This window comes from Syntrophotalea carbinolica DSM 2380, from assembly GCF_000012885.1.
In the GTDB taxonomy this organism is placed as follows: domain Bacteria; phylum Desulfobacterota; class Desulfuromonadia; order Desulfuromonadales; family Syntrophotaleaceae; genus Syntrophotalea; species Syntrophotalea carbinolica.
Window position 1 is genome coordinate 1404679 of record NC_007498.2, and the last position, 25689, is coordinate 1430367.

Genomic DNA, 25689 nt, shown 5'->3' on the forward strand with positions numbered 1-25689 from the left:
ACCGATGACCACTGATTTGTTGTCAGAACAGGCTGAAATTGTTAATGAATTCCTTCTTGAGAGCAGGGAGATGCTGGACCAGCTCGAGCCCACGATCATTGAGTTGGGGCAGAGTTGCCAGGTAGTCGATTGCTGGTTAGCCCAGGAATGTAGCAATACTCTTTGCCAGAGACATGGTCGATCTCTTGACATGCCTTGCTGGTTGCAAACCGGATATGTGGAAGGGGGCGACCAGTCCTGCCCGCATGCGTCATCCGCGGAAGAGTGTCGCTCTTGCGTTGTGTTCCAAAGTATCAACGGTCATGGCGAGACCATGAATGCCATATTCCGTTTGTTCCATTCCATGAAGGGCAGCGCCGGTTTCCTCGAACTGAACCATATCGCCCATGTTGCCCATGCTGCAGAGAGTCTGCTGGACATGATCCGGTCCGGTAAGATTCAGATGATTCCCGAACATGTGCAGTTCCTTTGCCAGTCTTGTGATTTTGCCAAGGAGGCGATGGACCATGTCGAACAGGAATTGAACGACCAGGGTATGGAGGAGGCTGCCAACCACATTTCGGAATTGCTCGCCAAGGCGGCCGAGGATGCATTGAGCAGGATTGAACATGCATCGACGGATGGTGCTGAACAAGCCGCTGTCGCTGCGGAATCGAATGATGCTGCCGAACCGAATGATGCTGCCGAACCGAATGAGGATGCCGGTCTGGAAGCAGACGATTTCGACGATTTGATGCAGATGCTTATTTCTCCGGAAATGCTGGAGCGCTTTGTTCAGGAAGCCGACGAGTTGCTGCAGAATGTCGAGCAGGGGTTGTTGGCCTGGAGCGACGATAAGCTCGATGCGGAAGGGATCGCCGAACTTTATCGAAATGTGCACAGTTTTAAAGGCAACAGCGGTTTTTTCAGCTTTGGCGATATGGAAAAGCTCACCCACCAGATGGAAACATTGCTCGATATTGCCAAGGAGGGGGGGGAGTTTTCCAACGGTTCGCCTGCAGAGGCATTGCTCGGTTGCCTGGATGCCCTGCGTGGGGCGGTGGCCGATATCTCCCAAGGGGGCAAGGGCGTCATCGAGGAAGTCGATGAGCTTCTGAAGCAGCTTGTCCGCTATGTCCCCACGGAGGATGCCGAAACGACTCCGGAGGATTCTGAGCCTGCACGGATACCGGAAGATTGCTTGCGCGAGTCGGCCGTGCCTGCCGAGGATTTGGGAGAGGATGACGATACTTCGTCCGCCTCTGGGTCTCGTTTGCTCGGCGAAATTCTCGTTGAGGAAGGGCTTGCCGATGAAGGTGAAATCGCTGAGGTTATAGAAGAGCAGCGCAAACCTCTCGGAGAGTTGCTGGTCGAACGGGGCAAGGTCGGGCCGGAGCAGTTGGCTAAGGCTCTGGAGATCCAGAAGCAAAGCGGCCAAGCCAAATCGTCCGGAGGGACCAATGGGGCTGCGATGCCGTCCAAGGGCAAGCCGCCTGCCATGAACCGTCAGGATATTCGGGTCGATCTGGCCAAACTTGACGATCTGATCAACTTGATCGGCGAGATGGTTATTGCCGAAAACATGTTGTTGCGCAGCCCCGATCTTGAGGGGTTGGAGCTCGACAATTTTAGTAAGGCCGCCCAGCAGATGAGCAAGATTGTCCGTGATCTGCAGGAAATGGCCATGATTATTCGAATGATCCCTGTTTCCGGTCTGTTCCGGCGCATGATCCGACTGGTGCACGATCTGTCGGTGAAATCCGGGAAAAAGGTTGACCTGCAGCTGTTTGGCCAGGAGACGGAGGTCGATAAGACGGTTATCGAGCAGATCACCGATCCTTTGGTACATCTGCTGCGCAACAGTCTTGATCACGGTCTTGAAACCCCGGCCGAACGTCTGGCCGCCGGCAAACCCGAAAAAGGGGTGGTTAAGCTGTCGGCCCGGCATCAGGAAGGGGAAGTGTGGATCGAAGTGCAGGATGATGGTCGCGGTCTGAATCGTGACAAAATTCTGTCCAAAGCTATCGGCAAGGGATTGGTCGCCGGCGATGGCAGTCATCTAAGCGATAAAGAAATTTACAACCTTATTTTTCAGCCCGGTTTTTCCACCGCCGACAAGGTGACGGATGTTTCCGGGCGCGGCGTCGGCATGGATGTCGTAAAGAAGAATCTGGAAAAGATCAAAGGCAAAATCGAAGTGCAGAGCACGCCGGGCCAGGGCTCACGCATAACCTTGCGGATTCCTCTGACTCTCGCCATTATCGATGGGATGTTGGTACGTATCGGTGAATCCCGTTGTATTGTCCCGTTGTTGGCGATTCGGGAGATCTTCCGTCCGACCACAGACGATATTACGGTTATGCCCGACGGTCAGGAACTGGCGAAAGTCCGGGAGAGTTTTCACCCGGTTGTTTATCTCGACCGGTTGCTGGAAGAGCCGGCGGATTATAACGCCATCGAAGATGGTGTTTTGATTGTGCTGGAGTATCAGGATAAATTCCTTTGCCTGCTGGTGGATGAAATCCTCGGTCAGCAACAGACCGTTATCAAGGGCTTATCCGATTACATCGGCAATGTGCGCATTGCTTCGGGATGTACCATCCTGGGCAACGGTGAGGTCTGTCTTATCCTGGATGTGGCTACGCTGGTAGACGAACATGTGGGGCAACGGCGCTTGCAGGGGCAGTAAGCTGCCTTCCGCCGATGCCCTGGTGACATCTCCGATGCGGCTTGAGCGTCAGTCAGAAAATGACCTCAAGGGCCAGTCCGGGGAAATGGCTTGACCGCGCAGGGCTCGATGCGTGAGCGTATTATTTTTAGGTTTACAAAGGGGGATATATGACTGCTGAATCTCATTTGGACATGGTCGCCGGTATGGATGTCTCATCCGAAGATACCCTGCATGGGAAATTCCTGGTGTTTAAAGTCGGTAGCGAGGAGTTTGGCATCGAAATCCGCCACGTCACCGAAATTGTAGGTATTCAGAAGATCAACGAAGTACCCGATCTGCCGGGTTATATGAAGGGTGTTATCAACCTGCGCGGCCGTGTTATTCCGGTCATGGATATACGCACCCGTTTCGGTATGTCGGACCGCGATTACGATGAGCGCACCTGTATTATCGTCGTGCATGTCGACGGCGAGACATCCGGACTGATTATCGACGAGGTCAAGGAAGTTACCGAAATCGCGGATAACCAGATCGAGCCTCCCCCCGGCCGTTCGGCGCAAACCGGGCAATATGTCAAGGGGATCGGCAAGGTCAACGACGAAGTGAAAATTCTGCTGGACGTTCAGAGACTGTTTTATGCCTGACACAAAACGGCGTTCAGCGCCGATGTTTCCCGATAGTGGCATGTTGATGCGTATCACGGACGAAGAGTTCGAGTTGTTGCGTGGGCTCATCTACAATCGTTTTGGGATTAATCTTACCGATCAGAAACGATCTTTGTTGGTTGGACGCCTGCAGAAGGTTCTGCGGCAAAGCGGTCACACCAGTTTTAAAAGCTATTACGAAGCTTTGCTGGGAGACCCGACCGAACAGGCCCTCAGCCAGCTGGTGGATCGCATTTCCACCAACCATACGTATTTTTACCGGGAAAAATCCCATTTCGATTTTTTTATCGAGACGGCGCTTCCGCAGCTGAAAAAGACCCTGGAGAAACAGAACCAGCGCGATATACGCATCTGGTGCGCCGGGTGTTCCAGCGGTGAAGAGGCCTATATGCTGCTGATGCTTTTGCGCGAGTTTTTCGGTAACCAGTATGCGCAATGGGATGGCGGCATCCTAGCAACGGATATCTCCTCACGGGTACTCGATATTGCCAGACGCGGCGTTTATCCCGAGGATCGGGTGCGGAACCTTCCGGAGCATTTGCGGCGCAAATATTTTCGTGCGCTGCCCGACGGGCAGTTTGAAGTTATCGAGGAGTTGCGGCAGGAAGCGACATTCAGGCGTTTCAATCTGATGAACGATGTTTTTCCGTTTAAAAAGCCTTTTCATGTCATCTTTTGCCGTAATGTGATGATTTACTTTGACGATCCGACACGCAAAAACCTGGTGGCCAAATTTCATAGGCATACGGTCGCGGGAGGCTACTTTTTCCTGGGGCATTCAGAAACCCTGGGCAGGGGGCAGAGTCTGTACCAATATCTGGCACCCGCCGTTTACCACAAACAGTAGTCAGGGATAACCGATGCCAAAAAAAATACGAGTGCTTGTTATCGATGATTCCGCCCTCGTGCGGCAGATCCTGAGCAAGGGGTTGGCCCTGGACCCTTCCATCGAAGTGGTCGGAACCGCAGGGGATCCTTATATCGCCCGGGATAAAATTGTTAAATTGCAACCCGATGTGCTAACTTTGGACGTCGAAATGCCGCGTATGGACGGGGTTGACTTCTTACGCCGCCTGATGCCGCAATATCCACTTCCTGTGGTGATGGTCAGTTCTTTGACACAAAAGGGCAAGCAGATCACCCTCGATTCTCTGGATGCCGGGGCCGTCGATTTCGTCTCCAAGCCGACCAGCGATATCGCCCGGGGGCTAAAAGCGATGCTCTCGGAATTGTGCGCCAAGGTCAAGCTGGCATCTACCGCCAATGTCTCGCATTGGAAAGCGGCCCGAACTGTGGTGCCTGCTCGGCTCAAAACCCTGGAAAAAAGGGCTTTGGCCGAGTCGACGGATAAGGTTATCGCCATCGGTGCGTCTACCGGCGGAACCGAAGCTATCCGCAAGATCATAGCGCAGTTCCCTGCGACCATGCCGGGGGTGGTGATTGTTCAGCACATGCCGGCCGGTTTTACCCGGCTGTTCGCCGAACGTCTCAACCAGCTGTGCGCCATGGAGGTCAAGGAAGCGGCTACCGGCGACCGGATCATGCCGGGGCGGGTGTTGATCGGTCCCGGAGGATTTCACATGAAAGTGGTGCGTTCCGGTGGCTTTTATCAGGTTCGCTGCGAGCCCGGACCGCCTGTCAAAGGCCATTGTCCTTCCGTCGATGTGATGATGCACTCTGTCGCCAAGCATGTAGGGGGCAATGCCATAGGCGTGATGCTTACGGGCATGGGCTCGGACGGTGCGGAGGGCATGAGGGCCATGCGCGAAGCCGGTGCCCGCAACCTGGCCCAGGATGAAGCCAGCTGCGTGGTGTTTGGCATGCCTAAAGTGGCCTATGAAATGGGGGGTGCTCACTCCCTGGTATCGTTGGATTCCATGGCACCCAGGATTGTCGACCTTCTTTCGGAGCGGCGAATATGAGCGATCTTATTTTGGGTATCGGGGAATATGGTGTGTCCAAAACCCCCGGTTCCATGGTTAAAACATACGCCCTCGGTTCATGTGTAGCCGTAACCATGTATGAACCGAATCTGAAAATAGCCGGAATGGTTCATGTGGCCCTTCCCGAATCCAAACTTAATACCGCCAAGGGCGAGCAATGTCCGGGATATTTTGCCGATCTCGGCGTCCCCTTGCTGTTCAAGGAAATGGTGCGTTTGGGGTGTCATGCACGAGGACGGGGTTTGGTCGTCAAAATGCTCGGCGGCGCTGCTGTTATGGCAGGCAACGATACGTTTAATATAGGCAAGCGCAATATCCTTGCGGTAAAAAAGATTTTGTGGAAGCTGGGGATGGGACCGGTCGCCGAAGATGTCGGCGCTAATTATAGTCGCACGGTATCGTTGCACGTCGATACCGGCTTGGTGAACGTGTCATGTCCCGGACGCGGCCAATGGCAAATATAGGGGGGGGCATGGAACCGAAAATAAGCTCCGAAGAAGTCCGGCAGGCCATTGATAACCTGCCGATGCTGTCACCGAATGTCAGTCGGTTGCTGCAGGTCATGGCCAATGAAGATTATGAGCTTGACGATGTGGTCAATATCGTTAAATATGATGCATCTTTGACAGCCAAAGTTCTCAAGATGGTCAATTCGCCTGTTTTCGGATTGCTTAATCCGGTCACGTCGCTTGACCGGGCTATCAGCTATCTTGGAAAATGGATTGTCGTCAGTATCATTTTATCCGATAATACCGGTGATCTTTTCAGTCAGCCCCTTGAAGGCTATGAGGGGCAGCAGGATGCTCTGTGGCGACACGATCTGTTCGCGGCATTTTCCAGCGGTGAAGTGGCGCGATTGGCCAAACAGGATTTCGAAGCCGAGCTGGCCTTTACCGCAGGGCTTTTGCACGATATCGGAAAATTTGTTTTTTCGCCCTTCTGGAAACAATTGGCGCCGGAAGCCCTTGGATATATCAAGGAGGGTAATGTTAGCGATTATCTGCAAGCCGAGAGAACCCTGGCGGGTTTGGATCATGCGCAGGTGGGATACGAAATGGCCAGGCATTGGGATTTTCCCGAGCCGTTGCAGCAGGCCATTCTTTATCACCATACGCCCATGCAGGCGCCGGAGGAATATAGAGCGCTGGCTTTCGCCGCTCACCTGGGCGATATGTGCGCCATGATGGCCGGCTGCGATACCGGCAATGACGGCATGCAGTATCAACTGGATGCCGGATATGCCGAGTACTTTGATGTCAATTCAAAAACTCTGGCTCAGATTCTCATGGAAGCGGAAGCCCAATTTCAAAAAGCGGTTTCGTCTCTTTCCTTTGAAGAGGAGGTTGATTAGTGAAGCGCATCGTCATTGCCGACGATTCGGCCACCGCCCGTATGGTTATACGGCGGTGCCTTGAAATTATCGGTTTAGGAGACGCCGGAATGGTTGAAGTGCCTAATGGCAGGGAGGCGTTAGCCCGCCTCAAGGAAGAGCCGACCGATTTGTTGGTGACCGACCTGAACATGCCTATTATGGACGGGGAAACCTTGCTCAAATGGGTCAAGGGCAGCCCCAAACTTACGGATGTGCCCGTGGTGGTCATCACCAGTGCCGGAAACCCCGCCAAAGAGGCGGTGTTGTCTGAGTTGGGGGCGTATGCGGTACTCGATAAGCCTATTTCTCCGGCGACGCTGTTGAAAAAGCTTGAACCGCTTATGCAATAAAAAAGAGAGGGTGTAATGAGCCAGAACTTTGATGAACTGGTCCGTCAATCTATTGCCGTGACCCTTGAAAATATGGCCTTTATGGAAGTCTTGCCGATGACCGAGGAGGCCGAAGCCAAAAAAGGCGAGGACGCTATGTCGGCTCGTCTGCTGGTGCTGGATCCGTTGCAGGCCGAAATGACTCTGACTCTGCCGGTAAACCTGCTTCAGAACATCATCGATGTGGTTCATGCCTTTCCGGATGATGATGTGGCAGAGCAGATACGGACCGATATGCTGGGCGAGCTGTTGAACACGGTCGCCGGTCGGCTGCTTAACGATTTCCTTCCGGAAAATCAGGCTTACCGCCTGGGATTGCCGGAAATGGGCCAGGAACGGCCGGAGTCCTGCGACGGTCCGACCAAAACCTGGAGCTACGATGTCGAGGGCGATCCGCTCATCTTGACCATTGTCGGTTCCGGTTTTTTTTCCGATGACTCAGAACAGGCCTGATAGCCTAAAAAATGAAATTTCACATTGTTAAGGAAGGATAGAGGATAGCATGGGCAAGAAAGTATTGATCGTTGATGATTCCAATACCATGAGGAAAATCGTGGCGCGTTCTTTGCGGCAGGCAGGATTCGAATTCGAAAAACTGCTGGAGGCAGCCGATGGTCAGGCGGCCCTGGAAGTTCTTGCCGGAGAATCCGTGGATATCGTATTGAGCGACATCAACATGCCGGTTATGGACGGCATCGAGTTCCTGCGCCAAAAAAATGCGGATGAGCAGATCAAGGGGATTCCCGTAGTCATGATCACTACCGAGGCCGGTACGGATGTGCTTAACGAGGCTTTAACCCTCGGCGCGGTCGGCACCATCAAAAAGCCCTTTACGCCGGATCAGGTTCAAGAGGTGTTGGGCCAGTTCCTTTGATAAGGAGAAGGTGCAGTGGATTTAGCCAAATGCATTTCTGAAGCAACGCAAGAGATTTTTCAATCCATGTTGATGGCCGAAGCTCGTCCTGCAGCTCCTATTCAGACGCGCTCCAACAAGTTTACCGATTCCGTCTCAGGTCTCGTCGGCCTGGCCGGTAATTATCGTGGCATGCTGGCCATTCATGTCCCCAATGCGGTTGCCATGAGCATTACCAGTAAATTCCTTTTCATGGAAATCGAGGAAATCGACGATGATGTCAAGGATGCCATTGGCGAGCTTGCCAATATGCTGGCAGGAAGCGTCAAGTCGATGTTGACCGAAACGGGAAGCGGTCTTAAACTGGCCATTCCTTCCGCTATCAGCGGAACGGAATACGAAGTCGAGTGTCTGTCCGATGCCGAAGGGGTTATCGTGCCCTTCAGTATTGATGAGGGTGAATTTCTGGTCGAGTGCTATCTCCAGAATTGTTGAGAGGTAAACCGCTGATGTGACAATCGACCCTGGTGGGTCCGCGCCTGTTGCATCGGCGGTTTTTTATATGGGGCGCTGCCCATCGCCGTCTATGCCTGTGTTGCGGTGTCGAAACATAAAGCGGCTTGCGACATTGTCGGTCGCTTCGGAAAGCAAGATTTAAAGGGATGAGTGATAAGCAACGCATAACAGACATTTTCAGTACTCTGGCGGAAAAGCTGGCCAGCGGTCTCGGCGACCTTCTTGGTTGCAGTATCGAGGTTTCGCTGGCTTCGGAGCAGCTGGTTTCCAAAGCGCAATTCTTTGGCGGATTTCGTAAAAAGTTGGTGCTGGCGAACTTCGATGTGACGGGCAGCCGCGAAGGTCGGATGTACTGTTCCTGCCATCTGAAAGATGCTGTTCTGCTTGGTGGAACGCTGATCATGCTGCCGCCGGCCGAATTGGAAAAGCAGGTTCGGAACGAAGTGTTCTCCGAGGATGAAGCCGATGCCTATGGGGAAATCGTCAATATCGTATCCGGCGAATTGATTCAGGCCTTCGACGAAGCGGCCGTCGACAAACTGCACTTCAAAAAAACCGGCATGGATGTGGTTGTCCCCGCCAAGGTCGATCCCGAAGGTCCGGAGCCCTTTGGTCCGGGGAATATCTATCATGTCGCCTACGATATCACCCTGGATGGGCAGACCCTGCAAAGCATGGACATGCTGTTCCCCCCCGAGCTGTTGGGGATGGTCATTGAGGAGCCCGAGCAAGCTGCGTCTGCCGGGGCTGTAACACCTGCCGTAGATGAAACCCCGCCGCCGGTTCAATCGGCCGCCAGGGAGGCAGAGTCTGCGGTTGAGGAAAGTTCCGGAAATACGATCCTGGTCATAGCCGGTCGCAAGCAGGATGTTCACGATCTTACCGATGGCTGCATTGCGGAAGGGTTCGTGCCGAAGGTCGCCAGCTATCAGGACGATTTGCAGCCGTTCGGACCGAACGGCTCCTTTCCTGCCAGCGGCGTTGTATTGACCATGGATGAGGGCAAGGAGCAGGGGCTGGCTGCTATTATCAAGGCGAAGTCGATCGTTGGTGAGTCCGTGCCGCTTGTCGCCGCCGGTGGACAATGGACCCGCAGTCAAGTGCTGCAGGCTGTTAAATATGGTGTTTGCGATATTCTGGTGATGCCGGCAACGCCGGATGATATCCGGGAAAAATTACGTCAGAATCTTGCCTCGAGCCGTAAGTGAACGATCTCCCAAACAGTTGCGCTGTTCGGCGTGACCTCTTGTTTTAACCCTGTTTATCCGGTTTTTCATCCCCGATGGCAAGTCCGTGCCGTTTTCGGGTCAGTTGTCGGTCAGAATATTTTTTCGTTTGAGTTTTTCGATCAAGGTGGTGCGTTTCAGGTTGAGCAGCTTGGCCGCTTCGCGTTTGTTGCCTCCGGTGACATTCAAGGCCTGCAGTATCAGCTGGTTTTCAAAACGATTGACGAGCAGGTTGAAATCGACGCCGCCGTCTTCGAGGCTGATGGAATTTTCCTGTTCTTGTACCGGTTGTTGCTGTGCTTCGTCGCACCCCTGGTATTTTTCCGGCAGGTCTTTGCGGCTGACGGATTGGCCGGCAAAAAATATGGACATACGCTGTACCAGGTTTTCGAGTTCCCGCACGTTGCCGGGCCAGGGGTATTGCTTCAATGCCTGCAGGGCATCGTCGCTGAATCCTTTGAAAGGGTTCTTTTTCTTGCGGTTGTAGATACCGACAAATCGTTCTATCAGCAGAGAAATGTCTTCTTTGCGCTTGCGCAAAGGGGGGATCTGCAGCGGAATGACATTCAGGCGGTAATAGAGGTCCTCGCGAAAGCGTCCCTCGGCCACGGACTTTTCCAGATCCCGGTGGGTCGCGGCAACGATACGCACATCCACAGATACCGGTTTTACCCCACCGACCGGTTCAAATTCCTTCTCCTGCAGCACCCGTAAAAGTTTGGCCTGCAGGCTTGCTTTCATATCGCCGATCTCGTCCAGAAAAAGGGTGCCGCCTTCAGCATATTGAAGCCGGCCCATTTTCGCTTGTGTGGCACCGGTAAAGGCTCCCTTGACATAGCCGAACAGTTCGCTTTCCAGAAGATCCTCGGGGATGGCGGCGCAGTTGACCGGCACGAAATTTTTGCGACTGCGCGGACCGTGCGCGTGAATGGCGCGGGCCACCAGTTCTTTACCGGTACCGCTTTCGCCGAGTACCAGTACGGATGAATCGCCCTCGGCCGCGAGTTTTTCTATGTTGTTGAAGAGTTGCCGCATTTTCGGAGCCTGCCCGATGATACCGTGAAAGCCGTCGGATTTCCGGAATTTGCGTGCTTTTATTTCTCCCTTGGTGAGAAGGTCATGATGCTGTAAGGCACGAGAGGTGGCAATGATGGTTTCTTCGTGATTGTAAGGCGTGTTGAGGCAGAAAAACGCCCCGCGTCTGAGTGATTCCAGAGCCATGCCGCGATGGTCGACAGGGACCCCGACGATGGTGACGATTTGAGAGTTGTGCTGCGAAGCTTTCTTCAGCAGTTCCAGACCCTCGTTGCTCGGCGCGAAGAGATCCGTAAGGATCACGGACACTTCATCATCCTGCAATAACTTAAGGGCCTCTGCGGGGGAGTCGGATTCGAGCACTGTGCAGTCGACTGTTCTGCGAATAGCTACGGCAAGCTCACTTCTTTCTTTGGGATCTTTATGGACAAGAAGAACGCTACGCAAAGAATAAAACATGCTCACCTGTTTGGTTTGGAAATAGTTATTGGATATATCTAAGTTGCCTTCGGTTTGTATGCCAAAGGAAACATCCTGCAAAAGTACGTCAATATACTAACAAAAAAACAGTCTAAGTAAAAATCCTTTTTGAACAAATCGGGGAGTATAGCCGATCTTGTCGGGGCCTTGGCAGGGTATCCGGGAGTTCGGTGGAAATAACCCGGGGCAGTTGGTGACGGTGTTCTGCTAGACGCGGATGTCCAATCGGGAGGCGAGGGGGAGGCTTTGGTCGGCGGCCATTTTCTGCTGCTGTGCGTACATTGTGCGTACCATGTTTCGGGAGGTCGGGGTTTCCCCGCTAGGATCGGGTGTCGACAGGGGGGCGGCTTCGGTTTCGGTTCGGGGCGCCGGCAGGGCCGGGGCGTAAATATCGGCGGATCGGGGGATCAGCTGGCTGTAGCGCGCGGCGGCCGCCAGTGCCGCCTCCGACAGGGTTATGCGGTCGCCGGCCGGACGGTTGGGGGCTGTCACGGTGCCTGGTTGGCTTCCGAGGGTTTTGCCGGCGGGGGCTTTGAGGGCAGTGGAGCCCTGTAGGGTGCTGTTGTATGTAGAACTGATTTTGGTCATGATAAAGAGGCGCTCGACCCGGTATTGGTAAGATCCGACTATGATCTGAAGTTTACCGTGTTCCGGTCTTCATGGCAATGGCCTAACCCGGATTTGCCTTTGGCTTTCCGGTGGATAGCGGATGGTTGCAGGCCCGGTTCGTGCTTGTTGGTACTCGGCGGCGGAAGTGTAATGCCACGTCGGTTCGAGTGGCGGCCGCCCTTACTGATCTATGGGGCGAGTCCGCAAGCCGGGTTGTCCACAGCGGTTGTGGAGAACTGTATGGATGTCCGGTGTCGACAGGGCGTAACTAGTCAGAACATATATCAAGTTAGCGTATTGCTAGTAATCTGTGCAGATCCTGTTCGATATCGTTTCCGCGGCTCAATGATGCACGTGGATCCGGTTATGCATCGCCGAACACCTGGGCGCTGAAAATATACAGGTCCGTATCCTCGCAATCCCAGGCATCAGCCGGCAAGCCGGCTTTGATGCAGGTCTGGTTTAAAAATGTGGTGCGGTCCCAGTGGTGTTCGACGGCAACCTGCGGCAGCAATACGCCGCGGTGGAACGCTTTTTCAAGGTAGATGCCGTGAACTCCGACCTCGATCTCGTTCGGATCGGTAATCTTTTCCAGGGCGGACAGAACGGATATTTCGATCTGGAAATCGGCCAGGTCGGTTTCGGCCATGGGGTAAAAGCGCGGATCCTTGGTTGCTGCCGCGCAAGCCATTTCGGCAACTTCGCGGTGAAGTGGCCATTCGGACTGAAAGTTTCCTATGCAACCGCGCAGTTGCTGATCCTGTTTGATGGAAACAAAACAACCACGTCGCGCATTCAGGGCTTTTTCTTCGCGGGGTTCGATATAGGGTTTGCCGGTCAATACGCATGTTTCGATCGATTTGCGTGCGATGGCAAGAAGAATGGCTTGCTGTGGTTCGGTCAGTGGCTGGTCCATGAAACCTCCTGGAAGCAGGGTTCGGTCCAACAGGGCAAGGCGATGTTGAAGTCGGTTTGAATATTAATAGGATTATGTTCGTATGACAAGAAAAACAGCCCGCTGGCGCATAAAAAACGGCCCGGTTGCCCGGGCCGTAATGTTATTTCAACTTACTTGTTTTTATCATATTTTTTTCGCGCATTGGCATCGAGGAGTTTTTTGCGCAACCGGATCGACGTCGGTGTAACTTCGACGAGTTCATCGTCGTTGACGTATTCCAGTGCCTGCTCCAGGCTGAGGACTCTCGGCGGAGTCAGGCGGATGGCGTCGTCGCTGCCGGAAGCACGTACGTTGGTGAGCTTTTTACCCTTGCAGGGGTTGACCACCATGTCGCTTTGTTTGGCATTTTCGCCAATAATCATACCTTCGTAAACCTTGACGCCCGGGTCGACGAACAAAGTGCCGCGATCCTGCAGGGTGAACAGGGCGTAAGCTGCCGTTTCGCCATCTTCCATGGCAATGAGAACGCCGTTGCTGCGCCCGGCGATGGGCCCTTTGTAGGGGGCGTATTCGTTGAACGTATGGTTCATGACGCCGGTGCCGCGGGTATCGGTCAGGAATTCCGTACGAAAACCGATCAGGCCGCGAGCCGGGATGGTGAATTCGAGGCGGTTGATACCGTCCATGGGGTTCATGGAAAGCATCTCGGCTTTTCGTTTGCCGAGTTTCTCGATGACCGTTCCCTGGTGTTCTTCGGGGACGTCGATGATAAGGTTTTCCATCGGTTCGCAGCGCGTTCCGTCGATGTCCCTGAAAATGACCTCGGGTTTGGATACGGAAAGCTCGAAACCTTCCCGGCGCATGTTTTCAATCAGGATGGACAGGTGCAGTTCACCGCGACCCGATACGCGAAACGTGTCGGTGTTGTCCGTTTCCTCGACGCGCAAGGAGACGTTGGTGCGCAATTCACGCATCAGGCGATCGCGCAGATTGCGGGATGTGACGAATTTTCCTTCGCGTCCGGCAAAAGGCGAGGTGTTGATAGAGAAGTTCATGGACAACGTCGGTTCGTCGATGGCGATGGAGGGCAATGCCTCCGGACAGCTTTCATCGGCGAAGGTTTCGCCGATACCGACTTCCTCGAATCCGGCGATACTGACGATATCGCCTGCCGGGGCGTCGTCCAGTTCGACCTGGGCAACGCCCTGATAGCCGATCAGCTTGCTGATGCGCCCTTTTTCGATTTTGCCGTCCCGTTTGACCAGAGCGATGGTCTGTCCTGTGCGCACCACGCCGTTGACGACTTTGCCGGTAGCGATGCGGCCGAGGTAGTCGTTGTAGCCGATGCTGGTGACCAGCATTTGAAAGGGCGCTTCAGGGTTGCCGCTGGGGGGAGAGACTTTGTCCTGAATCAGGCTGAACAGGGGCTCGAGGTCGGCCGATTCCTCATTGAGTTCCGCTTTGGCTATACCGGCCTTGGCGTTGGTGTAAATAATCGGGAAGTCGAGTTGGTCCTCGTTGGCGTTGAGTTCGCAGAACAGATCGAAGACCATGTCGACGACCTGTTCCGGCCGTGAACCGGGGCGATCGATCTTGTTGATCACCACAATCGGCTTGAGGCCCAGATCAAGGGATTTTTTCAAAACAAAACGGGTCTGCGGCATGGGGCCGTCGAATGCGTCTACCAGCAGGAGGACGCAATCGACCATTTTGAGGACACGTTCCACCTCCCCGCCGAAGTCAGCATGGCCGGGCGTATCGACGACATTGATCTTCAGGCCGTTGCGATGGATGGAGAGGTTTTTCGAGAGGATAGTGATGCCACGCTCTTTTTCCAGGTCGTTGTTGTCCATGACCCGTTCGGCGACAGCCTGGTTTTCACGGAACACGCCGGATTGTTTCAGCATGGCGTCTACCAGGGTCGTTTTACCGTGGTCGACATGGGCGATAATGGCGATATTGCGAATGTTCTGCTGCATAAAACTTTTATAGACTCCTTGCTCGGGTTATTTATTCTACAAAATCCTCCCATACTATAATGGATCGGATTTTTATGCCAGCTTAAAATGAGGCTGGATGTTTAGGATGCGACCCGGAAGCTTGAACTTCGAATTCGAATGCAGGCAGGGTACGCTCTTTATTTTTGCCCGATGGTCATATTTCGTTGCTTCCCAATGACTTCTTGCTCGCCGTGGGGCAGGCGTTTTATGATAAAAATCAAAAGGGTTTTATCTTTTACGTCATGCGTAGCGAAAAGAGGTGTGGTCATGCGTGTTATTCATAGGCTGTCGGTTGTTGCTGCGGCCCTGGTCTTGTTGATGGTTGGAGGATGTGCCGTCAACCCGGTTACGGGGCGTCAGGAACTCGCTTTGTTCACCATCACTCCTTCCCAGGAGATTCAGCTGGGACAGGAGGCTTTTCCCAAGGCTGTGCAACAGATGGGCGGCGAGTATGACGATCCGGCCTTGGCCGCTTATGTCAACGGGGTGGGGAAGCGTGTCGCCCAGGTGGCGGAACGGCCTGAGTTGCCTTACGAGTTTCGGGTCCTCAACGATTCAACCCCCAATGCCTTTGCTTTGCCGGGAGGCTTTGTGGCCATCACCCGGGGGTTGTTGGTAAGCCTTGAAAACGAGGCGCAATTGGCGGCCGTACTGGGGCACGAAGTGGGGCATGTGACGGCTCGCGATTCGGTTCAGGGTATGCAGCGTGGCACCTTGCTCGGGGCCGGATTGGCGGTTTTATCCGCAGCTACCGGCTCCAGCGCTTACGGTGGCGTGGCCCAGAAGGCCGGTCAGTTGGCTGCCGGCTTGCTGGATAATCGCTTCAGTCGCGAACAGGAACGCCAGGCCGATCGTCTCGGTGTCGATTATATGGTTCGGGCCGGTTACAATCCGCGCGGCAGCGTGCAACTGCAGGAATTCTTCTATCGTACCGTCGAGGCGGGCGCCGAACCGATGTGGCTTGCGGGTTTGTTTCGCACGCACCCTTTTTCCAAAGAGCGTATGTTGGCTTTGGAAGCCTATATTGCCGAGCGCTACAGTCTGCAGCAGAGCGACCCACGGTTTGTGTTGAACGAGCAGCCGTTTCAGCGGGCCGTAAGCGGTCTCAGGCAGTCGAGCAAAGGCTACGAGCTTTACGATCAGGCTCGGCAGCAGGAACAGCAAGGCCATGTATCGCAGGCGATTGCCACCTATCTGCAAGCTGCCACGGTGGCGCCGGATCAAGCCCTGATTCTGACAGGTTTGGGGATGGCCTATCTGCATGCCAGGGATGTTCGGGCCGCCCGTCCGCACCTGGCCCGGGCCGTCCAGTTGGATGGCAATTACTATTTGTCGCATCTGGGGTTGGGGCTGGTTTATTTGGAGCTGGACGATGAGTCGGCGGCCATAAGCCATTTGGAAAAGAGCATGAACCTGTTACCGACCGACCGGGGCGGGTATCTGCTGGCTATGGGGCATGAAAAGCAGGGCCGGATTGCAAAGGCTGCGGATCTGTATCGGCAGATTGCCGAGGCTTATCCGCAAAGCAAAATCGGTCAGGCCGCGGCCCGAAAGGTGGCGGAGTTGCAGGCTAAGTGATGCAGGCGGATTTTTCGTTGGAGCCCGGTGAAACGGTTCGCTGGCAAGCCTGTCCCGCGTCTCGGGCTTATGTTTTCAGGCGCTGGCGATGGTCTTTGGCATGTCTGCCGGTCTGGCTGGTGCTCACGGTTTGTCTTGCCAATGTCGCTTGCTGCGAGGTGCGGTCGGCCTTGGGGGGGCTCGGTTGGTACGCGATCGCCTGGGGGCTTCTCGGCTATGGGGCCATCGGGCATCTGCTGGTGGCCAGGTGGCGATGGTGGCGGATCTCTTACCTGGTGACCGATCGACGGATATGGCTGCGCTGCGGGTTGCGGGGACATCGTGTGCGGCAACTTGCCCTGGAAGACGTGGAACTGTACGGCGTCATGCCTGTATCCGGCAGTGTCGCCACCGTGCAATTGCGTTCTCGTACGGACGGGTCGATTCTGACGCTGTACTGCCTGGAAGACGCTGCGATCTTGGTTGCCCTGATAAGGGGGGGGGCGCAGGGGGGAAACCCGTTGACACCCCGACAGGCTCTTGATTAATATGGTCAACTAACCTTTGGACCAATATGGCCTGCCGGGCGCGGGAAATGAATCTGTGGAAGAAAGGGGAACAGTGGGTGTTTCCGGATTTCAGCAGGACTTTTCGCGATATGACCACGGCGGGTCCGTTTTATGATCGGTGATCTCAGTTATGAAGAGTTTTTACCTGGAGACCTTCGGGTGCCAGATGAACGTGGTCGATTCCGAGCAGATCGTCGGCCTTGTGCAAAGCTTGGGATACAGCTCTGTTGACAGTCCCGAGCAGGCGAACCTTATCATTCTCAATACCTGTTCCATTCGTGCGCGTGCCGAGCGCAAGGTGTACGGTCACCTGGGTCGCTTCAAGCCGCTCAAGCAGCGGCGTCCCGAGTTGATCATTGCCGTGTGTGGCTGTGTTGCCCAGCAGGAGGGGCAGCGCATGCTGGAGAAGGTGCCTTATCTTGATATCGTTTGTGGTACCCATAATATACACCGCCTGGCTGATATGGTGAGGGATGCCGAACTGCACCGCGCGCGACATGTCGAGGTCGATTTTCTCGAAGCCGATAAGCGGCGCCGGCTTTTCCCGGAACGGGCACCGAGTGCCGAAGTGTCACGCTTCGTTACGGTTATTCAAGGATGTGATAATTTCTGCAGCTATTGCATTGTACCCCATGTTCGCGGCCGGGAGGTCAGTCGCCCCAGTGCCGAAGTGTTGGAGGAGGTACGCCTGCTGGTCGAGCAGGGTGCGCGCGAGATTACCTTGATCGGTCAAAACGTCAATTCCTACGGCTGCAAGGAGGACGACGAGATTTCTTTCGCTTCGCTGTTGCGGAAGGTCGCTGAGGTGGATGGGCTGGAACGCATTCGTTTCATGACATCCCACCCCAAGGATCTGTCGGATGAGCTGATCGATTGTTTTGCCGATCTTGACAAGTTGTGCAAGCATATCCACCTGCCGGTGCAGGCCGGCGGCGATGCGGTACTCAAGGCCATGCGCCGCGGCTATACGCGCGACCAGTATCTGGGTCGTATCGAACGCTTGCGGCGGGTGTGTCCCGAAATCCGGATGACATCCGATGTGATTGTCGGTTTTCCCGGTGAAACGGAAAGCGAATTCGAGCAGACCATGGATCTTCTGGAACGGGCCCGGTTTACCGAAATCTATTCGTTTATTTTTTCCGCCCGACCCGGCACTTCGGCTGCCGACCTTCCGGACGATATTCCCAAGGAGGTCAAGCAGCAGTGGTTCGATCGCATGTTGGCCCTGCAGGAAGAGATAACCCGGCAGTATCACCAGATGGATATCGGTCAGGTTTTGCCGGTGTTGGTCGAGGGCAGCAGTCGGCAGGGCAACGGTCAGCTGTTCGGGCGCACCACCTGGAACCGCATTGTAAATTTCGATGGCAATCCCGATCTGGTTGGCCGCATCGTGCCGGTGCGCCTTACCGTCGCTTATCGCAATTCCCACCTGGGCGAACGGGTCTGATCCGTTTTCGTCAGGTGGTTATTTCAAGGAGAGAACATGATCGACTTGCACACCCATACCGTTTTTAGCGATGGAGAGTTGATTCCCGCTGAACTTACCCGTCGGGCAGCTGTGGCCGGGTATCGCGCCATCGGTATCACCGATCATGGCGACCCGAGTAATATCGACTTTATCATTCCGCGTATCGTCCGGGTTGCGGAAGGATTGGGCGCCGCGTGGGGGTTGACGGTGGTGCCGGGGATTGAGCTGACCCATGTTCCGCCCCCAATGATCGCCGAAGTCGCCAGGCAGGCCCGGGGGCTTGGTGCCCGGCTGGTCGTGTGTCATGGCGAAACCATTGCCGAACCGGTCGCAGCGGGTACCAATCGCGCGGCACTGGAGGCCGATATCGATATCCTGGCACATCCCGGGCTGCTTTCCGAAGAAGATGCGGCTCTGGCAGCCCGGCGGGGTATCTGTCTGGAAATCACCACCCGCAAGGGGCATTCGTTGACCAACGGCCACGTGGCGCGCGTGGCGCTGGCCGCCGGAGCGGCTTTGATTGTGAATACGGACAGTCATGCGCCCGGCGATTTGACGCCGCTGGAGCAGGCGCGGCGGATCGCTCTTGGCGCCGGTTTGAACGAGGCTCAGTTTCAGCAGGCTCGTCAGAATGCCGAGGATCTGGTGCGCAAGCTGATGGGGGGCTGACCCGTCAGGCGGTGCAGTGCATTCAGTTGTTCGGTTCTCCCCGCTTAAGAATTCTTTGTATCACAGATAGATACCATCCTATCCTTCAAAACATGAGGTGAAATACTATGGACGAACATGCAGTGAGTTTTTTGCAGGAACTCGTCGAAACCCCGAGTCCTTCGGGTTTTGAGCAGCCCGTGCAGCGTATCATGCGTCGCGAATTGTCGCCTTTGGCCGATGAGGTGCGTACCGATGTCATGGGTAACGTCATTGCCCGTATCGATGCCGCATCCAGTCAGGCCATGCGGGTGATGCTGGCCGGTCATTGCGATGAGATCGGTTTTATGGTGCGTTATATCGACGACAACGGGTTTATCTATTTCGCTCCGATCGGAGGCGTCGATGCGCATCTGGTGCCGGGCCAGCGCGTGCACGTGCATACCGCTGACGGCCCGGTGCTGGGGGTGGTAGGCAAAAAGCCTATCCATCTCATGGAGCCTAAGGACCGGGAAACGGTGGTTAAACTGAACAGTCAGTTCATCGACCTGGGCTGTGCCGACGGAGAAGCCGCGCGCAAACTGGTCGCTGTGGGCGATCCCGTTACTTTTGCCGTGGGGTTCGAGCGCCTGCAGGGTGAGCTTGCCGCTTCCCGTGGTTTCGATGACAAGATGGGCGCCTTCATCGTGGTGGAAGTGTTGCGGGCCGTGCGGCAGCGCGGTGTGCCGCCGGTGGAAGTTTACGGTGTTTCCACAGTGCAGGAAGAAGTCGGTTTGCGCGGTGCGACGACCAGTGCCTTCGGTATCGACCCTCAGATCGGCATTGCGGTGGATGTCGGTTTCGCCAGCGATGTTCCCGGGGTGGAAATGAAGGAAATCGGCGAATTCAAAGTGGGGGGCGGACCGATCATTTCCCGCGGTGCCAACATTAACCCCGCGCTTTTCGACCTGTTGCTACGCACGGCAGAGGAAGAGGGTATCCCCTGTCAGATCATGGGCGCGCCACGTGGAACCGGCACCGACGCCAATGTCATGCAGCTGACCCGTGCAGGCGTTGCGGCGGCGCTGGTGCAGGTGCCCCTGCGCTATATGCATTCGCCGGTGGAGGTTTTGTCGCTGGCCGATATCGAGGCCACCATTCGTCTGTTGACGGGGGTGATTTACCGGCTGGACAGTGACTTTTCCATTATTCCTAATTAAACGGTGAGGTTTTGCAGCCGGATTTTTTGTCGATTCAATCCGGCTCGGCTTGGATACCCTTTTGTTACGGAGCGCTGAGTTCGCGGAGACATTCTTATGGAAAATTCGGGGTTCTCCGCGGACTCCGCGGTGGTTTTGTATTGTGCGGGGTGGTGCCTTTTCGGATAGTGAAAATAAGTTTGACACAGGGCCTAACTTAGGGATAGCATGCTCGATTAATATTTTCACCCTATCAATACCAAGGAGATGGCGATGCAGGCTCCCAGCGACATCATAGAAGGTCTTACTTTTGACGACGTTTTGCTCATTCCCGCACATTCGACTGTGCTGCCCAAAGAAGTGGATCTTACCACGCAATTGACGCGTAATATCCGGCTTAACGTCCCGCTGCTGTCTGCCGCCATGGATACCGTGACCGAATCGCGTGCTGCCATCGGCATGGCGCGTGAGGGGGGGATGGGGATCATTCACAAGAACATGACGCCGGAGGAGCAGGGCCTGGAAGTGGATCAGGTCAAAAAATCCGAAAGCGGCATGATTGTCGATCCCATCACCATGGAGCCGGAACAGAAAATCTACCAGGCTCTGGAAGTGATGGAAAAATACCGTATCTCCGGTGTGCCCATCACCAGTAAAGGCAAACTGGTGGGTATCCTCACCAATCGCGATCTACGTTTCGAAACTCAGCTCGATCAACCCATCGCCAATGTCATGACCAAAGAAAACCTGGTCACCGTACCGCCCGGCACCACCCTCGAAGAAGCCAAGTATCATCTGCATAAACATCGTATCGAAAAACTGCTGGTGGTCGATGCGCAATACCATCTTAAAGGCTTGATCACCATCAAGGATATCGAGAAAGTACGCAAATACCCATTTGCCTGCAAGGATGATATCGGTCGCCTGCGTGTCGGCGCCGCGGTCGGCGTCGGTGCCGACCGTGAAGAACGTCTCGAGGCCTTGGTACGTGCCGGCGTCGATGTGGTGATACTCGATACCGCGCATGGCCATTCACAGGCTGTTATCGATGCCGTGATCGATACGCGGCGCGCCTATCCCGATTTACAGCTGATCGCCGGTAATATCGCCACGGCCGAAGCGGCTACCGCGCTTATCAAGGCTGGCGTGGATGCCGTCAAGGTGGGGATCGGTCCCGGTTCCATTTGTACGACGCGCGTGGTTGCCGGGGTCGGTGTCCCCCAGATCTCTGCCATTATGGATGTGGCCAAGGTCACTCACAAGGCCGGTATCCCCCTGATCGCCGACGGTGGCATCAAGTATTCCGGCGAAGTGCCCAAGGCCGTTGCCGCCGGGGCCGATGTCATCATGATCGGTTCCCTGTTTGCCGGGACCGAAGAATCCCCCGGTGAAACCATCCTCTATCAGGGCCGTACCTACAAGTCCTATCGCGGTATGGGCAGTCTCGGCGCCATGAAGCAGGGCAGCAAGGATCGGTATTTCCAGAGCGATGTGGAATCGGAAGTCAAACTGGTCCCCGAAGGCATCGAAGGTCGCGTGCCTTTCCGTGGCAGCCTGTCGGAAAATATCCATCAACTGCTCGGTGGTTTGCGCGCCGGCATGGGTTATACCGGTTGCGCGACTCTTAAAGAGTTGCAGACCAAGGCACGTTTTGTCCGTATAACCAACGCCGGTCTGCGGGAATCGCACGTGCATGACGTGGCCATTACCCATGAAGCGCCAAACTATCGCGTCGAGCGCGGTTTTTAAGGTTTTATAGTTGCTCTGAATCTGAATTGTTTTTAGGATGGCCCATGGAGACTGTTTTCCATGGGCACATTCTTTACCCCCATACCAGCTTTACGGAGTACCCATGTCCCAGGATATTCACGGCGAAAAGATACTGATTCTCGATTTCGGATCCCAATACACCCAGCTGATCGCCCGCCGCGTACGCGAGGCTCATGTCTATTGCGAGCTGCATCCTTTTGATATGGACCTTGACGCGATTCGCGCTTTCGGTCCCAAGGGGATCATTCTTTCCGGCGGCCCCAAATCCGTCTATGAAGAAGGTGCTCCGGTGGTCGAGGAGGCTTTGTTCGAATTGGGGATTCCTGTGCTGGGGATCTGTTACGGCATGCAGCTCATGTCCCGCCATTTCGGTGGGCGGGTGGTGCCGGCCGGCAAGCGCGAATACGGTCATGCGACGCTGCTGCCATGCGGTTCTCCGGGGCCGCTGTTCGACGAATTTTTCGTCGACGGCAAAAGCCCGGTATGGATGAGCCATGGTGACCATGTCGAACAGGTGCCCGATGGTTTCGAGGTCGTGGGCTGCAGCGAAAATGCCCCGGTGTGTGCCATTCAGGATATCGCACGGGATCTGTATGGCGTACAGTTTCACCCCGAAGTCAATCATACGCCTCGCGGCGAACAGCTGCTCGATACCTTCGTTCGGCAGATCTGCGGCTGCACCGGTCAGTGGACACCGGGACAGATTATCGAGGATGCCGTCGTGCGCATCCGCGAACAGGTCGGCAGCGAACGCGTCATCCTGGGGCTGTCCGGTGGGGTTGACTCATCGGTGGCCGCAGCCCTGATCCAACGTGCGATCGGTGATCAGCTGGTCTGCGTATTTGTCGACAACGGTCTGTTGCGTCTCGATGAGGGCGACCAGGTCATGCGTACCTTTGCCCAGAACATGGGGGTTAACGTGATTCGCGTCAATGCCCAGGATCGTTTCATGACGGCGCTCGCCGGTGAAAGCGACCCTGAGCGTAAGCGCAAGATTATCGGCAATCTGTTTGTGGAAATCTTCGAGGAGGAGTCGGCCAATATCGAGGATGCCACCTGGCTTGCCCAGGGGACCATCTATCCCGACGTTATCGAGTCGGCAGGCGCCAAGACCGGTAAGGCTCATAATATCAAGAGCCATCACAATGTCGGCGGTTTGCCCGAACATATGAAACTCAAACTTCTCGAGCCCCTGCGTGAGCTTTTCAAGGATGAGGTGCGAGCCATCGGCGAAGAGCTGGGTTTGCCGCATCCGATGGTCTATCGACACCCGTTCCCGGGCCCCGGTCTCGGGGTGCGCATCCTGGGCGAGGTCAAGCCGGAATACGCCGATATCCTGCGCCGTGCCGATGCCATCTATATCGAGGAACTTTATCGTACCGGCCATTACGACAAAATCAGCCAGGCTTTCGCCGTGTTCCTGCCGGTCAAGAGTGTCGGTGTTATGGGCGACGGCCGCACCTATGAATACGTCATTGCCCTGCGTGCCGTGGAAACCAAGGATTTCATGACCGCCGGCTGGTACCCTCTGCCCTATGCCGACATGGCGCATATCAGCGGGCGTATTATCAATGAAGTCAAAGGTGTCAACCGGGTCGTTTACGACATCTCCAGCAAGCCCCCCGCAACCATCGAGTGGGAATAGCCGTATGGCGGGCCATCAGCCGGGCAGGCCGGGGCGACCGCCCCGCAAGTATAGCCAGGCCGCGCGCCTGCATGACCTGATCCGCATTCTGGAGGTCCGCCACGGCAGCACCGCCGACGAGTTGGCTGAGGAGTGCGGCGTTACCCGCCGCACCATCTACCGTGATTTGCAGGCTATAGAAGATGCCGGTTATCCCCTGATCAAGGAGCCTTCAGGGGATGGCCGGATCCTTTACGGCTTTCTTACCGGTTTTTCCAAAATCCCCCCTATTACCTTTTCCCTGTCCGAATTAATGACCCTTTACCTATGTCGCGGGCAACTCGGCATGCTCGAGGGTACCCCTTTTCTGGATGATCTCGATGCCGTTTTCGGGCGCATCCGGGCCAGCCTGCCACCGCGCAGCGTCGCCCATCTGGAACGTCTCGCACAAGCTGTGACCCCGCGTTTCCAGGGAACCCGCGATTACCGTGGCAAGCGCGAGGTTCTCGAATCGTTGCGGCGGGCTCTGCTGTATCAGTATCGTTGTACTATTCGGTATGCGCCGGCACGTCGCAAGGCCGCCGAGTATCTATGCGATCCCTATACCCTGTTGTTTTTCAAAGAGTCGTTGTATGTGGTTGGCTATGCGCACAACCGCGGTGACCTGCGACGCTTTCTGGTGGATCGTATCGAAAGTGTCCGGGTCGGCGAGGAGCGCTTCGAGATTCCCGAGGATTTCCGCCTGGACGAAGAAGACCGGGAGGCCTTCGGCATGGTCGGCGAAAAACCGCAACCTATCCGGGTACGCTTTTTTTCCGAAGTGTCGCATCTGATTCGGGAACGCCAATGGCACCCCACTCAACAGCTTGAAGAACAGCCGGATGGTTCGCTGATTCTTTCTCTGCAGGCCGGCGGTCACAAGGAGATCCTTGCCTGGCTTTACTCCTTTTTGCCTCATCTCGAGGTGCTCGGCCCCGATACCTTGCGCCACGCCTTTGCGGCGGGGTTGCAGCAGGCTTTAGATGCGACATTGTGACTTGTGACTTAATCTGTCGCAGATGGGGAATATCCTTCCAAGGTAGACACATACTTTTCGGGAGGATAACGACATGCTGGTTTTATCTTTGGGCGAACAATCGGGGGAAACGGTATATCTTGATATCCATCATGCGGAATGGTGCCAGCGCTCGGGGACTCCCCGCTGGGCCCTGTCTGCGCTGCTTGGGGACGGGTGGTATGAAGGCGAGGTGCTGATCGAGTCGGGGGACCAGGTGCAGGTGACCTTTGCCGACGAATGGCTCGGCTGTTCGCGGATCGGCGAGTTTTTCGAGCGGGTCGATCGCGAAAGACTTCTGGCCGCCATCGGTAAAGCTTTGATGGGGCGTGGTCTGGCGGATGTGTCTGAGTTGCAAATTCCGCCCATGCTGTTCTCGTAGGGCCGCAGGCGGTGTAGACGTTGCATTTATGGCGCAGCTGAAGTAAAAAGGGAGGATATTTTTATTTCAGGAGCGTGTTTATGAAGATCATTGTCTTGGCTTCCACCAGCCCTTATCGGATGCAGTTGATGCGGCAACTCGGTCTGCCGTTTCATGTCGCAGCGCCTCAATATCAGGAACAGATCGATCAGGAAATCGCTCCGGAACTGCTGGTTAAACACCAGGCCGCCGGCAAGGCCAAAAGCCTGGCTCAGAAGTATCCCGATGCTCTGATCATCGGCTCGGACCAGGTTTTTGTGGACGCGTCCGGGAGAGTGCTTGGCAAGCCCGACAGCTTGGAGGGGGCGGTGCGCCAGCTTCGCGGCATGGCGGGCAAAAGTCACACCTTTTATACCGGGTTGTCCGTGTATGACAGCAACCGCGACGAGACTCTGACCGGTTTCGCGACCTATCGGGTGACTCTGCGCGCCTTGACGGAGCAGGAGATCCGCTGCTATCTGCAGCGGGAAAATCCTTTGGACTGTGCCGGATCCTTCAAGGTCGAAGGGTTGGGGATAGCTCTCATGCAGCGGCTTGAGGGGGATGATTATACAACGCTCATCGGCTTGCCTTTGATCAAGCTTGTCGATTTTCTCGGTCATTTCGGTGTCCGGGTGCTGGGCGATCAGGCGTGATCTTGACGGTCCGCGGCAGCGGTGCTAAAGTGTCGCGTTTTTATCCTCTCAATCCTGACGTTGTCCCTATAAATTATCACCATTGTTGACATGAGCGCGCTTTTCGATGGGCGTGTCGGCCATTCTTTT

The 25689-nt window shown here is 55.3% G+C and carries 25 protein-coding genes; 21 read left to right on the forward strand and 4 right to left on the reverse strand.

Annotated elements, in window-relative coordinates:
* The first annotated feature begins 4 nt into the window (after positions 1-4).
* The 11 genes from PCAR_RS17755 (at position 5) to PCAR_RS06860 (ending at position 9596) form a co-directional block, all read left to right on the forward strand.
* Positions 5-2668 carry a chemotaxis protein CheA gene (locus tag PCAR_RS17755; protein ID WP_011340920.1) on the forward strand — a complete coding sequence of 888 codons (2664 nt, stop codon included), beginning with the start codon at positions 5-7 and terminating at the stop codon, positions 2666-2668.
* A 149-nt stretch (positions 2669-2817) separates the two neighbouring features.
* The gene (locus tag PCAR_RS06815) at positions 2818-3294 is read left to right on the forward strand and encodes a chemotaxis protein CheW (protein ID WP_011340921.1); all 477 of its coding nucleotides are present in this window, start codon (positions 2818-2820) and stop codon (positions 3292-3294) included.
* Positions 3287-4162, forward strand: coding sequence for a CheR family methyltransferase (locus tag PCAR_RS06820; protein WP_011340922.1), 876 nt, complete (start codon positions 3287-3289; stop codon positions 4160-4162). The genes PCAR_RS06815 and PCAR_RS06820 overlap by 8 nt, the downstream gene beginning before the upstream one ends.
* Positions 4163-4175: 13 nt before the next feature.
* Entirely contained in the window at positions 4176-5237 is a 1062-nt protein-coding gene (locus PCAR_RS06825; RefSeq protein ID WP_011340923.1) for a protein-glutamate methylesterase/protein-glutamine glutaminase, read from the forward strand.
* A complete protein-coding gene (locus PCAR_RS06830) occupies positions 5234-5722 on the forward strand; it encodes a chemotaxis protein CheD (protein WP_011340924.1) in 489 nt (162 codons plus the stop codon). The genes PCAR_RS06825 and PCAR_RS06830 overlap by 4 nt, the downstream gene beginning before the upstream one ends.
* An 8-nt stretch (positions 5723-5730) precedes the next feature.
* Complete coding sequence (locus tag PCAR_RS06835; RefSeq protein ID WP_011340925.1) at positions 5731-6609, forward strand: HDOD domain-containing protein; 879 nt, start codon at positions 5731-5733, stop codon at positions 6607-6609.
* The gene (locus PCAR_RS06840; RefSeq protein WP_011340926.1) at positions 6609-6980 is read left to right on the forward strand and encodes a response regulator; all 372 of its coding nucleotides are present in this window, start codon (positions 6609-6611) and stop codon (positions 6978-6980) included. Before PCAR_RS06835 ends, PCAR_RS06840 begins: the two co-directional genes overlap by 1 nt.
* A gap of 15 nt (positions 6981-6995) precedes the next feature.
* Positions 6996-7472 (forward strand): hypothetical protein, encoded by a 477-nt coding sequence (locus tag PCAR_RS06845; protein ID WP_011340927.1) that lies wholly within the window; start codon positions 6996-6998, stop codon positions 7470-7472.
* 49 nt (positions 7473-7521) lie between these two features.
* Positions 7522-7893: a response regulator gene (locus PCAR_RS06850; protein WP_011340928.1), complete on the forward strand. Its 372-nt coding sequence runs from the start codon at positions 7522-7524 to the stop codon at positions 7891-7893.
* Between the two features lie 15 nt (positions 7894-7908).
* Entirely contained in the window at positions 7909-8367 is a 459-nt protein-coding gene (locus PCAR_RS06855) for a chemotaxis protein CheX (protein ID WP_011340929.1), read from the forward strand.
* A 167-nt stretch (positions 8368-8534) separates the two neighbouring features.
* Positions 8535-9596, forward strand: coding sequence for a hypothetical protein (locus tag PCAR_RS06860; RefSeq protein WP_011340930.1), 1062 nt, complete (start codon positions 8535-8537; stop codon positions 9594-9596).
* 99 nt (positions 9597-9695) lie between these two features.
* On the opposite strand, the gene PCAR_RS06865 is transcribed toward PCAR_RS06860, so the two are convergent.
* The 4 genes from PCAR_RS06865 to typA form a co-directional block, all read right to left on the reverse strand.
* The gene (locus PCAR_RS06865; protein ID WP_011340931.1) at positions 9696-11108 is read right to left on the reverse strand and encodes a sigma-54-dependent transcriptional regulator; all 1413 of its coding nucleotides are present in this window, start codon (positions 11106-11108) and stop codon (positions 9696-9698) included.
* Positions 11109-11336: 228 nt separating this feature from the next.
* Positions 11337-11717, reverse strand: coding sequence for a hypothetical protein (locus PCAR_RS06870; protein ID WP_011340932.1), 381 nt, complete (start codon positions 11715-11717; stop codon positions 11337-11339).
* A gap of 385 nt (positions 11718-12102) precedes the next feature.
* Positions 12103-12654, reverse strand: a complete 552-nt coding sequence (amrA, locus tag PCAR_RS06875) for an AmmeMemoRadiSam system protein A (RefSeq protein WP_011340933.1) — start codon at positions 12652-12654, stop codon at positions 12103-12105.
* Positions 12655-12806: 152 nt separating this feature from the next.
* A complete protein-coding gene (gene typA / locus PCAR_RS06880; protein WP_011340934.1) occupies positions 12807-14615 on the reverse strand; it encodes a translational GTPase TypA in 1809 nt (602 codons plus the stop codon).
* Between the two features lie 288 nt (positions 14616-14903).
* Here typA and PCAR_RS06885 point away from each other — a divergent pair, with 288 nt between their 5' ends.
* From PCAR_RS06885 to PCAR_RS06930, 10 genes are all read left to right on the forward strand, one after another.
* Entirely contained in the window at positions 14904-16214 is a 1311-nt protein-coding gene (locus PCAR_RS06885) for a M48 family metallopeptidase (protein ID WP_011340935.1), read from the forward strand.
* The gene (locus tag PCAR_RS06890) at positions 16214-16741 is read left to right on the forward strand and encodes a hypothetical protein (protein ID WP_011340936.1); all 528 of its coding nucleotides are present in this window, start codon (positions 16214-16216) and stop codon (positions 16739-16741) included. The genes PCAR_RS06885 and PCAR_RS06890 overlap by 1 nt, the downstream gene beginning before the upstream one ends.
* A 142-nt stretch (positions 16742-16883) precedes the next feature.
* On the forward strand, positions 16884-18209 hold the full coding sequence (gene miaB / locus PCAR_RS06895) for a tRNA (N6-isopentenyl adenosine(37)-C2)-methylthiotransferase MiaB (protein ID WP_041531659.1): 1326 nt from the start codon (positions 16884-16886) through the stop codon (positions 18207-18209).
* Between the two features lie 36 nt (positions 18210-18245).
* A complete protein-coding gene (locus PCAR_RS06900; RefSeq protein ID WP_011340938.1) occupies positions 18246-18899 on the forward strand; it encodes a histidinol phosphate phosphatase domain-containing protein in 654 nt (217 codons plus the stop codon).
* A gap of 107 nt (positions 18900-19006) precedes the next feature.
* Positions 19007-20077, forward strand: a complete 1071-nt coding sequence (locus PCAR_RS06905; protein WP_011340939.1) for a M42 family metallopeptidase — start codon at positions 19007-19009, stop codon at positions 20075-20077.
* Positions 20078-20329: 252 nt separating this feature from the next.
* A complete protein-coding gene (gene guaB / locus PCAR_RS06910) occupies positions 20330-21805 on the forward strand; it encodes an IMP dehydrogenase (protein WP_011340940.1) in 1476 nt (491 codons plus the stop codon).
* Positions 21806-21908: 103 nt separating this feature from the next.
* Positions 21909-23471 carry a glutamine-hydrolyzing GMP synthase gene (gene guaA, locus PCAR_RS06915; protein ID WP_011340941.1) on the forward strand — a complete coding sequence of 521 codons (1563 nt, stop codon included), beginning with the start codon at positions 21909-21911 and terminating at the stop codon, positions 23469-23471.
* Positions 23472-23475: 4 nt separating this feature from the next.
* Positions 23476-24486, forward strand: coding sequence for a helix-turn-helix transcriptional regulator (locus tag PCAR_RS06920; RefSeq protein ID WP_011340942.1), 1011 nt, complete (start codon positions 23476-23478; stop codon positions 24484-24486).
* 73 nt (positions 24487-24559) lie between these two features.
* The gene (locus tag PCAR_RS06925) at positions 24560-24886 is read left to right on the forward strand and encodes a hypothetical protein (protein WP_011340943.1); all 327 of its coding nucleotides are present in this window, start codon (positions 24560-24562) and stop codon (positions 24884-24886) included.
* Positions 24887-24966: 80 nt separating this feature from the next.
* Entirely contained in the window at positions 24967-25560 is a 594-nt protein-coding gene (locus PCAR_RS06930; protein ID WP_011340944.1) for a Maf family protein, read from the forward strand.
* The last annotated feature ends 129 nt before the right edge of the window (positions 25561-25689 follow it).